The 13,349-nt window shown below is 73.3% G+C and carries 10 protein-coding genes; 7 read left to right on the forward strand and 3 right to left on the reverse strand.

Features of this window, described 5'->3' with window-relative positions:
• Positions 1–38: 38 nt before the first annotated feature.
• Positions 39–1,442, reverse strand: coding sequence for a cation:dicarboxylate symporter family transporter (locus QWJ13_RS15245; protein WP_316524805.1), 1,404 nt, complete (start codon positions 1,440–1,442; stop codon positions 39–41).
• 243 nt (positions 1,443–1,685) lie between these two features.
• On the opposite strand from QWJ13_RS15245, the gene QWJ13_RS15250 reads away from it, so the two are divergent.
• From QWJ13_RS15250 to QWJ13_RS15265, 4 genes are all read left to right on the forward strand, one after another.
• The gene (locus tag QWJ13_RS15250; RefSeq protein WP_316524806.1) at positions 1,686–3,590 is read left to right on the forward strand and encodes a sensor histidine kinase; all 1,905 of its coding nucleotides are present in this window, start codon (positions 1,686–1,688) and stop codon (positions 3,588–3,590) included.
• The gene (locus QWJ13_RS15255) at positions 3,587–4,318 is read left to right on the forward strand and encodes a response regulator (RefSeq protein ID WP_316524808.1); all 732 of its coding nucleotides are present in this window, start codon (positions 3,587–3,589) and stop codon (positions 4,316–4,318) included. Before QWJ13_RS15250 ends, QWJ13_RS15255 begins: the two co-directional genes overlap by 4 nt.
• Positions 4,319–4,540: 222 nt before the next feature.
• Positions 4,541–5,938, forward strand: a complete 1,398-nt coding sequence (locus QWJ13_RS15260) for a diaminobutyrate--2-oxoglutarate transaminase (RefSeq protein ID WP_316524811.1) — start codon at positions 4,541–4,543, stop codon at positions 5,936–5,938.
• Positions 5,935–7,449 carry a pyridoxal phosphate-dependent decarboxylase family protein gene (locus QWJ13_RS15265; RefSeq protein WP_316524814.1) on the forward strand — a complete coding sequence of 505 codons (1,515 nt, stop codon included), beginning with the start codon at positions 5,935–5,937 and terminating at the stop codon, positions 7,447–7,449. The genes QWJ13_RS15260 and QWJ13_RS15265 overlap by 4 nt, the downstream gene beginning before the upstream one ends.
• A gap of 26 nt (positions 7,450–7,475) precedes the next feature.
• Here QWJ13_RS15265 and QWJ13_RS15270 read toward each other — a convergent pair whose 3' ends face one another.
• Positions 7,476–8,273: an inositol monophosphatase family protein gene (locus QWJ13_RS15270; protein WP_316525205.1), complete on the reverse strand. Its 798-nt coding sequence runs from the start codon at positions 8,271–8,273 to the stop codon at positions 7,476–7,478.
• 362 nt (positions 8,274–8,635) lie between these two features.
• Here QWJ13_RS15270 and QWJ13_RS15275 point away from each other — a divergent pair, with 362 nt between their 5' ends.
• Positions 8,636–9,037 (forward strand): VOC family protein, encoded by a 402-nt coding sequence (locus tag QWJ13_RS15275; protein WP_316524816.1) that lies wholly within the window; start codon positions 8,636–8,638, stop codon positions 9,035–9,037.
• Here the strand turns inward: QWJ13_RS15275 and QWJ13_RS15280 are convergent.
• Entirely contained in the window at positions 8,998–9,372 is a 375-nt protein-coding gene (locus tag QWJ13_RS15280; protein ID WP_316524818.1) for a DUF6191 domain-containing protein, read from the reverse strand. The two genes, QWJ13_RS15275 and QWJ13_RS15280, sit on opposite strands and share 40 nt — an antisense overlap.
• A 141-nt stretch (positions 9,373–9,513) precedes the next feature.
• On the opposite strand from QWJ13_RS15280, the gene QWJ13_RS15285 reads away from it, so the two are divergent.
• Positions 9,514–10,272, forward strand: a complete 759-nt coding sequence (locus QWJ13_RS15285; RefSeq protein ID WP_316524820.1) for a dienelactone hydrolase family protein — start codon at positions 9,514–9,516, stop codon at positions 10,270–10,272.
• Between the two features lie 1,170 nt (positions 10,273–11,442).
• Complete coding sequence (locus tag QWJ13_RS15290; protein WP_316524822.1) at positions 11,443–13,089, forward strand: M4 family metallopeptidase; 1,647 nt, start codon at positions 11,443–11,445, stop codon at positions 13,087–13,089.
• Positions 13,090–13,349: the final 260 nt, after the last annotated feature.

The raw sequence follows: 13,349 nt of genomic DNA on the forward strand, positions 1-13,349 counted from the left end.
GAGGCGTCGGACCGGGGGTGCTGGGGTTGTTGCCGGGCTCAGACCCCGGCGGGGGCGGCGCCCTGGGCGGGGACGGTCTCGCGCGCGCCGTCCGAGGCGCCGTCCGAGCCGGCGGGCGCGCCGTGGGCGTCGACCAGCGTCAGCTCGTCGAACGGCACCTCGCCGGCCAGCACCCGCTGGGCGCGCTCGGCGTCGAGCTCACCGGTCCAGTGCCCGATCAGCACGGTCGCGACGGCGTTGCCCGCGAAGTTGGTGAGCGCGCGGGCCTCGGACATGAAGCGGTCGATGCCGACGATCAGGCCGACCCCGTCCACCAGCGCAGGCTTGTGCGACTGGAGGCCGCCCGCGAGGGTGGCCAGACCGGCGCCGGTGACGCCGGCCGCGCCCTTGCTCGCGATCACCATGAAGACCAGCAGCGAGAGCTGCTCACCGAGCGACATGGGCTTGTCCAGCGCCTCGGAGATGAAGATCGAGGACATGGTCAGGTAGATGGCGGTGCCGTCGAGGTTGAAGCTGTAGCCGGTCGGCACGGTGATGCCGACGACCGGGCGGCTGACGCCCAGGTGCTCCATCTTGGCGATCAGCCGGGGCAGCGCGCTCTCGGAGGAGGAGGTGGAGAGGATCAGCAGGAACTCGCGGCCGAGGTACTTCAGCAGCGCGAACACGTTGACCCCGGCGACCAGGCGCAGCAGCGTGCCCAGCACCACGACGACGAACAGCACGCAGGTGACGTAGAAGCCGATCATGATGACGGCCAGGCTCTTCAGCGCTGCGGTGCCGGTGGCCCCGACCACGGCGGCCATCGCTCCGAAGGCGCCGACCGGCGCGACCCACATGATCATCGACATGATCCGGAAGACCAGTCGCTGGACGTGCTCGATCCCGCGCAGCACCGGCGTGCCGGCCGAGCCCATCGCCTGGAGGGCGAAGCCGGTGAGCAGGGCGACCAGCAGGGTCTGGAGCACCTTGCCCTGGGTGAGGGCGGAGAACAGGGTCTCGGGGATCATCCCGAGCAGGAAGTCGGTGGTCGACTGGGCGCCGCCGGCCGCCGCCTGGGCGTGGCCGGACTTGGCGAGCGCGGCGGTCAGGTGCAGGCCGCCGCCGGGCTCCAGCAGGTTGCCGACGGCCATGCCGATGGCCAGCGCGACCGTCGACATGGTGAGGAAGTAGCCGAGGGCGAGACCGCCGACCTTGCCGACCTTCGCGGCCTTGGTCACGGAGCCGATGCCCAGGACGATGGTGCAGAAGATCACCGGGCTGATCATCATCTTGATCAGGTTGACGAAGCCGGTGCCGACCGGCTTCAGCTCCACGGCGAACTTGGGAGCGGCCAGACCGACCACCACGCCCGCGACCACCGCGGCGATCACCGCGAGGTAGAGGTAGTGGGTGCGGTCCTTGCGTCTGGGTTCCGCCGCCTTGGCGGCTTCAGCGTTCGACATCTGCGGCTCCCTTGCCGTGCAGTCCTGGCGGCCCCGGGGGGAGGGCCGCTCCGACTATGGGCCCCGAAGTGACGGAGGACACGTTTACGTTCATAGAGTTCATGAACGGTCCGGGTGGCCCGGGTGGTGGGCCTGTGAACGCGGCGGGCCGTCCGGCGAAGCGGGGCGGCGAACGAACCCGGGCCGTCTCCGGGGGTGGACGGGCTTCGAGGGCGGCCTCGGCCTTGGTGCACACTGGCAGGCATGTCCGAGCGCACCGCCCCCACCGCCGTCCCGCGTCGCCGCTCGTACCGGCCGACGGGCCGCGCGCCCCGGCGGCTGCCTCGACGCCCGGTCCGACGGGTGCCGCGACGCTTGGCCCGATTCCTGGTCCGGCCGCTGCCGCGGCGGCTGGTGCGCAGCCTGGCCGGGCAGCTCTTCGTGGTCCAGGTGGTGATCGTCGCCGCCGTGGTCGCCGGCGGGGCCGTGCTCGCGTACCTCTTCGCCGCGGACCGTACCGAGGCCGCCGCCCGTCGCCAGGTCACCGCGGTCGCGCATGCCGTCGCGGACTCGCCGTCCGTCCGGGCCGCGGTGGCCGGCTCCGACCCGACCGGGGTGCTCCAGCCGTACGTGGAGCAGGTGCGGGCCGACACCGGGGTGTCCTTCATCACCGTCATGGACACCGACGGGGTGCGCTGGACCCACCCGCTGCCCGAGCAGATCGGCCGCACCTACCTCGGGCACATCGACTGGGCGCTCGCCGGGCAGACCCGCAGCGAGACGTACACCGGCACGCTCGGCCCGTCGGTGCGGGTGGTCACCCCGGTGTGGGACGACCGGCACCAGGTGGTCGCGCTGGTCAGCGTGGGCCTCACGGTGGAGTCGATCTCCGCGGAGCTGAGCGGTCCGCTGCTTGCGCTGGTCGGGGTGGCGGTGGCCGCGCTCGCGGTCGGCGGCGCCGGTACCTACCTCGCCAACTCCCGGCTGCGGCGGCACACCCACGGGATGGGGCCGGACGAGCTGAGCCACCTCTACGAGTACCACCAGGCGACCCTGCACTCGGTGCGCGAGGGCCTGGTCCTGCTGGATCGCTCGGACCGGGTGGTGCTGTGCAACGACGCGGCCCGTGAACTGCTGTGCCTGGAAGGCGACTTGGATGGCCGCCCGGTGGCGGAGCTGGGCCTGCCGGAGGCGCTGGTGGCGGCCGTGCTGGGGGAGGGGCCGGTCCGGGACGAGGTGCACCTGACCGCCGAGCGGGTCGTGGTGCTGAACACCTCGACCATCGGCGCCGGAACCGGCCTCGGCCGGGTGGTCACCCTTCGAGACCACACCGAACTCCAGGCGCTCAGCGGTGAGTTGGACTCCGTTCGCGGCTTCACCGAAGCGCTCGGCGCGCAGGCGCACGAGGCCGCCAACCGCCTGCACGCGGTCGTCTCGCTGATCGAACTCGGCCGACACGAGCAGGCGGTGGAGTTCGCCACCGCCGAACTCGAACTCGCCCAGCAGCTCACCGACCGGGTGGTCGCGGCGGTGACTGAGCCGGTGCTGGCTGCTCTGCTGCTCGGCAAGGCCGCCCAAGCCGCCGAGCGGGGCGTGGAGTTGACCCTCACCGAGGACAGCAGGATCGACGACGGGGTGCTGCCGCCCGGGCTCGGCGCGCGGGACCTGATCACCGTGCTCGGCAATCTGATCGACAATGCCGTGGACGCCGCGATCGCCGGTACGGCCGAGAGCCCCGTCCCGCCGGAGGTCACCGTCACGGCGCGGATCGCCTCCGGTCGGGACTGCGTCGTCGGCGGCGCCGGGGCGGCCGGTGACTGCCTGCTGCTGAGGGTCGCCGACACCGGGGCGGGGATCGACCCGGGCGTGGTCGAGGACGTGTTCCGGCGCGGCTGGAGCACCAAGCAGGACGGCCGCGGGCACGGGCTCGGGCTGGCACTGGTCGCCCAGACCGCCCGGCGCAACGGCGGCACCGTCGAGGTCGGACGCGAGCGCGGCGCGGTGTTCACGGTGCGGCTGCCGCTGGCGGGAGGGCCCACGGAACCGGTCGGTGGGTCAGGGGGGCCGGTCGGCGGCCCAGGGGCATCGGGCGACGGGCCGGGGGCGCCGGGCGACGGGCCGGGAGCGTCCGCCGCACCGGCGCGGGAGCGGGGAGGGGCCCGGTCGTGAGCGGCGGCGCCGAAAGCACCCGAGCCGCCGAGGGGATCTCCGTCCTGGTGGTCGAGGACGACCCGGTGGCCGCCGCCGCGCACACCCTGTACGTCCGGCGCGAGCCCGGCTTCCACGCCGCGGGGACGGTCCACAGCTGCGCCGACGCGCTGCGCTTCCTGGACCGGGCCCGCACCGCCGGGACGCCCGTCGACCTCACCCTGCTCGACCTCTACCTGCCGGACGGCCACGGCCTCCAGCTCTGCCGCACCCTGCGCGCGGCCGGTCACAGCACCGACATCATCGCGGTGACCTCGGCCCGCGACCTCGGCATGGTCCGGCAGGCGGTCTCCGCGGGCGTGGTGCAGTACCTGCTGAAACCGTTCAGCGCGGCCGCCCTGCACGACCGCCTGGAGCGCTACGCCCGCTACCGCGACAGCCTCGGGCGCACCGGCGAGGCGACCGGACAGGAGGAGGTCGACCAGGCCTTCGCCCTGCTCAGGACGCCCGAGCGGACCAGCCTGCCCAAGGGTCTGAGCGCGCCCACCCTGGACAGCGTCGCCTCGGTGCTGCGCGAGGCGGACACCGGCCTGTCGGCCGCCGCCGCGGGCGCCGCCGCCGGGGTGTCGCGGATCACCGCGCGGCGGTACCTGGAGCACCTGGTGGACACCGGGTGCGCGGTGCGGGAGCCGCAGTACGGGAGCGTCGGGCGGCCGGAGCTCTGCTACCGGTGGCGGGGGCGGGGCTGACGCCGGGATCGTCCGCGGAACCGCGCGGCGCGTGACCTTCCGGCGCCGCGCCCCGCCGCGTGACCTTCCGTAGCTGTGCCCGTCGCGTGACCTTTCGGCGCTGCGCTCGTTGGGAGAAACGGGGGAGGTTCACTCGCGCGGGTGGTTTCGGCGGCCCCGAGGCCGTTCTACCAGGTCAAGGCGATAAAGTTAGGCTTACCTAACTTCCCTTGGGGGTTTCTCGTGTCACTCGCTGCCGTCCCCGCCCAGGCCGCCTCCGGAGCCCTGGACGCCGGTGAAGCCATCCTGCGCCGTCAGCGGGTCCGCGAGTCCGCCGCCAGAACGTACGCCCGCTCCTTCCCGATCGTCCCGGTCCGCGCCCACGGCATGACCGTCGAGGGCGCCGACGGACGGCGCTACCTGGACTGCCTCTCCGGCGCCGGCACGCTCGCCCTCGGCCACAACCACCCGGTGGTGCTGGAGGCGATCCGCCGCACCCTCGACAGCGGCGCCCCGCTGCACCTGCTCGACCTCGCCACCGCCGAGAAGGACGACTTCACCAGCGCGCTGTTCGAGAGCCTGCCCGCGGAGTTCGCCGCCCGAGCCCGGGTGCACTTCTGCGGACCGGCCGGGACGGACGCCGTCGAGGCCGCGCTCAAGCTGATGCAGACCGCCACCGGCCGCTCCGGGGCGCTCGCCTTCACCGGCGCCTACCACGGGATGACCGCCGGCGCCCTCGCGCTCACCGGCAACGTCGCCGTCAAGGAGCCGCTGCCGAGCGGCGGCGAGGTCGCCCGGCTGCCCTATCCGTACGGGTACCGCTGCCCGTTCGGGGTCGGCGGCGAGGCGGGCGTCGACCTCGCCGCGACCTACGTGGAGCGCCTGCTCGACGACCCCTCCGGCGGCGTGGTGGCGCCCGCGGCGATGATCCTGGAGGCCGTCCAGGGCGAAGGCGGCGTCGTTCCCGCCCCCGACGACTGGCTGCGCGCGATGCGCCGGATCACCGCCGAGCGCGGCATCCCGCTGATCGTGGACGAGGTGCAGACCGGAGTCGGCCGCACCGGCGCGATGTGGGCGATCGAGCACAGCGGCATCGTCCCGGACGCGATGGTCCTCTCCAAGGCCATCGGTGGCAGCCTGCCGCTCGCCGTCGTCGTCTACCGCGAGGACTACGACGGCTGGCGGCCCGGCGCCCACACCGGCACCTTCCGCGGCAACACCCTCGCCATGGCCGCCGGCGCCGCTACCCTGCGCCACGTCGCGGCGAACGGGCTGGCCGAGCGGGCCGCCACCGTCGGCGAGCGGATGGCGGCGCGACTGCGCGAACTCGCGGCCGAACTGCCGGTGATCGGCGACGTGCGCGGACGAGGGCTGATGCTCGGGGTCGAACTGGTCGACCCGGCGGCCGAGCCCGACGGGTGCGGCGCCAGGCCGGCCGACCCGGCGCTCGCCGTGCGGGTCCGCGAGGCGTGCCTGGCGCGCGGGCTGATCGTCGAGCTCGGCGGACGCCACGACGCGGTGCTGCGGCTGCTCCCGCCGCTCACCATCACGGACGAGCAGGTGGCGGCGGTGCTGGAGCGGCTCGCGGAGGCGATCGCGGCCGCCTCGGCGGGTGTGCCGACGGTTCGGGAGCCCCGGTGAGCGCGCCCGGGCCCGGCCCCGTCGAACTGCCCGGGGAAGGCTTCGCGACGGACGCCCTGGCGGGTGGCGCGGCCGGGCCGGGGGCGCTCGGGCCGCTGCTGGCCACCGTCCTCGACTCCCTGGAGGCGGGCATCGCCATGCGCTCCGGACCGCTGCCGGCGGGCAGCCCGGCCGAGATCGCCGCACTCGTCGGCGAGGCGCTGGCCACCAGCGAAGGACCGGCCGCACTCGCCCGGCTCACCGAACTCCTCGCCTACGGCGCCGCCGACCCCGCCGACCCGGCCTGCGCCGCGCACCTGCACTGCCCGCCGCTCGCCGTCGCCGCCGCGGCGGACCTCGCGGTCAGTGCCCTCAACCCCTCCCAGGACTCCTGGGACCAGGCCCCCGCCGCCACCGCCCTGGAGAGCGCGCTGCTCGCCGAACTCGCCGGGCTGGTCGGCTACGACCCGGCGCGCTCCGCCGGCGTCCTCACCTCCGGCGGCACCGAGTCCAACCTCATGGGGCTCATGCTGGCGCGCGACCAGAAGCTCGACGGCATCGTCGAGTTGGACGGCGTCCCGGCCGGTGCCCGGCCCTGCATCCTCGCCTCCGAGGCCGCGCACTTCTCCGTCCAGCGCGCCGCCGCCCTGCTCGGCCTCGGCGAGCGGGCCGTCATCCCCGTCCCGGTCGACCGCCGGCTGCGGATGCGGGAGGACGAGCTGGAACGGACGATGGCCGAGGCCGGCTGGGCCGGACGGACCCCGATCGCCGTGGTCGCCACCGCCGGTACCACCGACACCGGCGCCGTCGACCCGCTGCACGCCGCCGCCGACCTCGCCGGACGCTACGGCGCCTGGCTGCACGTGGACGCCGCGTACGGCGGCGGGGCCCTGCTCTCCGACCGACTCGCCCCGCTGCTCGACGGCATCGCCCGCGCCGACTCGGTCTCCCTCGACTGGCACAAGCTCGGCTGGCAGCCGGCCGCCGCCGGGATCTTCCTGGTGCGCCACGCCGAGACCTACGCCTCGCTCGCCCGCCGCGCCGAGTACCTCAACCCGATCGACGACGAGCAGGCCGGCTACCCCAGCCTGCTCGGCCGCTCGCTGCGCACCACCCGCCGTGCCGACGCCTTCAAACTCGCCGTCACCCTGCGCACCCTCGGCCGCGACGGACTCGGGCGGCTGGTCGACAACTGCCACGACCTCGCCCGCGCCGCCGCCGAAGCCGTCCGGGCCGACCCGGCGCTCGAACTCCACACCGAGCCCGTGCTCACCACCGTCCTGTTCCGCTACCGGCCGCCTGGGGTGACGGACGAGGCGGCGCTGGACGAGACGAACGGCCGGCTGCGGCGACTGCTGCTGCGCACCGGCCGGGCGGTGGTCGGCCGCACCGAACTCCCGGGGAACGGTCCGGGGCGGGTACGGCTGAAGCTCACGCTGCTGAACCCGCACGCCACGGAGGGTGAGGTCGGCGCCCTGCTGCGGGAGGTGGTGGGCGCCGGCCGCAAGGTGGCGGGCGAGCGCGCGGGGTAGTCGGGAGTGCTCCCCGGGGCTCCGGGTCAGTTCACCAGCAGGATCGACCGGGTGAGTTCCCAGGTCTCCGGGTCGGCGGCGACCAGGAGGCCGTCCTCGCAGCCGGGGGCCTCGGGGCGGTAGGGGGTGCCGTCCGGGCGGGCGGAGACGCCGCCGGCCTCGGTGACCAGGAGGGAGCCCGGGGCGTGGTCCCAGGGGAGGGTGCGCCAGTACAGGAGGAAGTCGAAGCGGCCCTCGACGACGTCCGGGTACTCGATGCCGGCGGCGTGCCGGCCGGAGGAGATCTCGCCGAAGGACGCGATGTTCTCCTGGAGCCTGCGGCGGTGTTCGGGGTCGAGGTAGCGGCTCTTCACGGAGCCGCGCAGCTCCGCGACGTTCCTGGGGGCCGGCGGGCGTGTCAGACGGACTCCGTCCCGCCAGGCGCCGGAGCCCAGTTCGGCGCAGTAGGTGGTGGCGGTGGCGGGCTGCCAGATCCAGGAGGCGACGGTCCGGCCGGAGCGGACCAGGGAGCACATCACGGCGTACTCGGGGCGGCCGGCGACGAAGTTGGCGGTGCCGTCCACCGGGTCGACCAGCCAGGCCGCGGGCTCGTCGTGGAGGGCCATGGCGAGCGACGGATCGGCGGCGACGGCCTCCTCGCCGACCACGGGGACGGGCAGCAGCTCGTGCAGGCGGCGGGCGATGATCGCCTCGGCCTCGCGGTCGGCGACCGTCACGATCTCGCCAGGCGCCTTCTCCATCACCTCGCCGGCGGTCAGTGCCCGGAAACGCGGCTCCACCGCCTCGGCCGACGCCTCGGCGAGTATCTCCGCCACCTTGTCCATCAGCACGTTCGCGCTCCCTTCGCTGCTTACCACTGTCCCATGAGCGGCGGGAGGGGGCGGCGGCGGACCGGGGGACGGCGGGCGGCGGGCAGCTGACGGGGGACGGAATTCAGACGACGGGTTTCAGATGTCAGATAACAGATGTCAGATAACAGATTTCGAAATCTGTCATCTGACATCTGAAACCTGTGATCTGTCCGCCGCCCCCAGTCGCCCGCTGGTCGCCCCGCCGCCACCCCGCCGCCGCCCGCCATTCGTCGCGCCGCCGCCGTGCCACGCGACCCGGGATTTCCTGACAGTCCGTCCACAGCCCAGCGGAGATGCATGGTTCGGATCCAGCGGCATCGGCTATGGTCGCCCGCGTGATCGATTCCACCACGCGGGTACGGATCGCCCGCCCCTCGCGCGACCTCGCGGCGGCCGAGCGCTTCTACGTCGGCGGCCTCGGCCTCGACGTGGTGTGGCGCAGCACCGAGCGGGTGTCCGGCAAGCACGACCTGCTGATGGTCGGCCCGTCCGGCGGCAGCTGGCACTTCGAGCTGACGCACGACCCGGAGCGGCCGATGGAGCCCACGCCGACGGTGGAGGACCTGTTCGTCGTCTACCTCGGTGCCCCGGTGGACGAGGCCCTGGTCGCCCGACTGGAGGAGGCCGGCGGTACCCGGGTCGAGTCCCACAACCCGTACTGGGACGAGTTCGGCGTGACGGTGTCCGACCCGGACGGCTACCGGCTGGTGCTCTGCTCCCGTACCTGGGAGGCCTGAACCCCCGCTTCCCGGGGTGCCCGGGCGGCCGGGCCCGTCCCGCCCCCGCCGCGCAGCACCGCCACGCCCCGGTCCAGGTCCACGCCGAAGTGCGGCGGCGCCGCGGCCTGCGCGTCGTCCCGCAGCACGAGTTGCTCCCACTTCTGCTCGATCTGCACCTGCTTGCCCGGGCTGAACAGCGCGTGCAACTCCGCCAGCCCGCCGGCGCCCACCCCCACCCCGGGCCCGCGGTGCCGTGGCCGCGGCGAGGACTCGTCCCAGACCTGCCAGGACGCCAACAGCACCAGCCCCAGCACCGCGGCGGTCGCCGCCACCACACCCACGATCAACCCCATGCCCGCTCAACGCGGCCACAGGGCCCGGGCGTTCCCCAGTGGACGGGCGGCGGCGAATCGCGCCGGGAGAACGGCGGTCGGCGGTCGGCTGTCGGTGACCACCGGCTACGCTGCCGGACGGACGGAAGGAGCGCCAACACCATGTCAGTGCGCGGAACCCTCGTGGACATCCCGACGGCGGACGGCATCGCCGACGCCTACCTTGCCCACCCCGATGACGGTCGGGCCCACCCGGGCGTCATCCTCTACCAGGACGCCTTCGGGCTCCGGCCGCAGCTGGAGCGGCTGGCCGACCGGCTGGCCGAGGCCGGCTACACCGTGCTCGTCCCCAACGCCTACTACCGCAACGGTCGCGCACCGGTCGTCGAACTGCCCGAGCTCATCGACGTGGAGCAGGCCGGGGAACTGTTCGAGAAGCTCGGCCCGCTGCTCGACAGCCTCATACCGGAGGTGACCGCCCGCGACGCGGACGCGTACCTTCGCTGGCTCGCCGAGTCCCCGCTGGTCCAGGACGGTCCGGTCGGCCTGACCGGCTACTGCCGCGGCGCCCTGCTGGCGCTGCGCACGGCCGCCAGTCACCCGGACCGGATCGCGGTCGCGGCCGGGTTCCACGGGGGCGGCCTGGCCACCGACCACCCGGACAGCCCGCACCTGGGCGCCGAGCGGATCACCGCCGAGCTGTACTTCGGCCACGCCGACCATGACCCGTCGCTGCCGCCCGAGCAGATCGACCGGCTCTCCGCCGCCCTCACCGCCGCCGGTGTCCGCTATCGGGCGGAGGTCTACGCCGACGCCCCGCACGGCTACACCCAGGCCGACACGACCCGCTATGACGCGGCCGCCGACGCCCGGCACTTGCAGGCATTGCTCGATCTGTTGAAGCGTGGCCTGTCGAACTGAAGTCGGTTGACCAGCTGCGAAGTTGACCGGCCGACGCGTTGTCCCGCCGGTCGCGGGCCATCCGGAACCGGGCCCGGTGGAAGCGGGGTCGAACGGCTGATCCAAGGGGGATCATTCACTGAACACCGGGCAGGGCAAGCGGGGGGGGCGAGGGCCACGCCCGACCTGCGGGGCGTCCAGAGCGCATTCGCGCGGGCGCTGGGAGGGTGCGTGCCGGACGCTGTCCGGGCCGACGGACTGGACCGCGGCGGACGGGCGTTGCGCTGACTGGAGGCCGGCCGGGACGGCGTCGCGCCGCTGGTCCTGGGCTGGCCCAACTCCTCGCCTGGCAGCGGCCGGAGCGGGTGGCCGGGCTGGTCCTGGTGGACCCGGCGCACGAGGAGTTCCAGCCGCGCTCCATCAGGGTCGCCGAGGCTGCGCTGAACCGGATCTGACTGTACCGGGCGGCGCTGGCGTCAGTCCGGCAACCGCTGATGCCCTCCGGGCGGGCGCAGCCGCTGGACCGCGTTGCAGGGGGCCGTCGCGGCCGCTGCCGTCCGCGGCACGCACGGCGTGGTGCGCACGACGTGGTGTGCGGCGCCGGACAGGCCATCCAGGCCGACCGGCCGCAGGTCGTCACCGCGGCTGCTCGCGAAGTCGCTGACCGGGCCCGGTACTTCCTCCAGGACTGACGGTGTCGGGCGGCTGATTAACAGACACCTTCCAGGTCAGCAAGGGGGCCCGGGTGGCGGAACCTCGCCACCCGGACGTCAAGGGGCCGTATGGAATCTTCTACACACATGTAAAAGCCGATCGAGGGTCGGGTGGCCCCGCCCGTCGGGCCGGCAGTCGGCGGGTGGGTGCCCGTAGGCGCAGGCGGTCGGCCGTCGTTCGGGTGGGAACCCCTGGCCGGATGTGGTGAATTGCCCTGGTTCGCCCGTCGATTGGAGGTTCTTTACCCAATGGCGGGACCTGGCCAATCGCTGAAGCAGGCCTGTCAATTCACCAGCTGGATTGTCATGCTTCTGATCACCCCCCAGCGGTAGCCCCACCCCCACCCCTCGGTGGCGAGCCGCTCGACTGCACGGGGTTCCTGCACGTCAGCGCCCGTTCCGCCCCACAGGTGCCGACCCGGCTCCCCGGGACGCGGTGCGACCGCGCCCAGACGCGGTTTCCCGGAAGGACTCGTACGTGAAGCGTAAGCTCGCGGCCGTCGCCGTACTCTCGGCCACGGCCCTGTTGACCGGTGTGATCCAGGCGAGCACCGCCGCCCAGGCTGCTCCCGCCCCCTCGTCGCAGGCCCAGTCCGCCCAGTTCGCCCAGCAGCACGCGGCCGTGCTCAAGCTCGCGGCCGGTCAGGCCGGCCCGCTCGCCAAGGCGCTCAAGCTCGGCGACAAGGAGCAACTGGTCGCCAAGGACGCGGTGGTGGACAAGGACGGCACCCGTCACCTGCGCTTCGAGCGCACCTACGCCGGCCTGCCGGTGATCGGCGGCGACCTGGTCGTCCACCAGAAGGCCGACGGCTCCGTGAAGTCGGTCGACAAGGCCGTCTCCGCGAACCTCGCCCTGCCGAGCCTGACCCCGAAGATCGCCGCCGACCAGGCCGCCGCGCAGGTCACCGGGACGGTCAAGGCCACCGTCGGGGTCACCACCGACAAGGACGAGGCTCCGCTGACCGCCGTGCACCAGACCGGCAAGGCCGAGCTGGTGGTCTGGGCCACGGACGGCAACCCGCGCCTGGCGTACCGCACCACGGTCGAGGGCGATCGCGCCGACGGCACCCCGAGCCGCCAGATCCTGATCACCGACGCGGCCGACGGCCGGGTCCTCGCCACGCACGAGACGATCGAGACCGCCTCCGGCACCGGCACCGGCATCTTCGTCGGCCAGGTCCCGCTGACCACCACCCAGAGCGGCTCGCAGTACCAGCTGAAGGACGCGAGCCGTGGCGGCCAGTCCACCAGCGACCTGAACAACGGCACCGACGGCACCGGCTCGCTGTTCGCCAACACCAGCGACAGCTTCGGCGACGGAACCGTCAACAGTCGCGAATCCGCTGCCGTGGACGCCCAGTTCGGCGCGGCCACCACCTGGGATTTCTACAAGAACACCTTCGGCCGCAGCGGCATCCGCAATGACGGCGTCGGCGCCCTGAGCCGGGTGCACTACGGCTCCAACTACGTCAACGCCTTCTGGGACGACAGCTGCTTCTGCATGTCGTACGGCGACGGCAGCAACAACACCGCGCCGCTCACCGAGATCGACGTGGCCGGCCACGAGATGAGCCACGGTGTCACCGCCGCGACCGCCAACCTCAACTACGCGGGCGAATCCGGCGGCCTCAACGAGGCCACCTCGGACATCATGGGCACGATGGTCGAGTGGTACGCCAACCTGCCCTCCAACCCGCCGAACTACTGGATCGGCGAGCTGATCAACCTCAACGGGAACGGCACCCCGCTGCGCTACATGGACCAGCCGAGCAAGGACGGCGGTTCGGCGGACTACTGGGACGCGAACGTCGGCAACCTGGACGTGCACTACTCGTCCGGGGTGGCGAACCACTTCTTCTACCTGCTGTCCGAGGGCAGCGGCGCGAAGACCATCAACGGGTTCAGCTACAACAGCCCGACGTACGACAACTCCACGCTCGCGGGCATCGGCCGGGACAAGGCGGCACAGATTTGGTACCGCGCGCTGACCACCTACTTCACCTCCACCACCGACTACGCGGGCGCCCGGGCGGGCACCCTCAGCGCGGCGGCGGACCTGTACGGCTCGGGCAGCGCGGAGTACAACGCGGTCGCTTCCGCCTGGACGGCGGTCAACGTCAACTGAGTCGATTCCCATGAGTCGATTCCCGTGGTTCCGGCGCGACTTCGGGCATGAGTCGAGCAGGGAACCGAGCCGGGCCCGGGCCTGATCCGATCAGGCCGGGGCCCGGGGAAACGCCCGATCGAGGCCCCCGCCGGGCCGTGGGTGCCGGACCGGCGGGGAGTGCGGCGGGGGCGACGGTGAGCGGACCACCGTCGCCCCCGCCGGCGTGCTGCCTGACGATACGTCAATTTCCTTGACAATGCAGCTTTTGAGATGACTTC

The organism is Kitasatospora brasiliensis (assembly GCF_032654805.1).
GTDB lineage: Bacteria > Actinomycetota > Actinomycetes > Streptomycetales > Streptomycetaceae > Kitasatospora > Kitasatospora brasiliensis.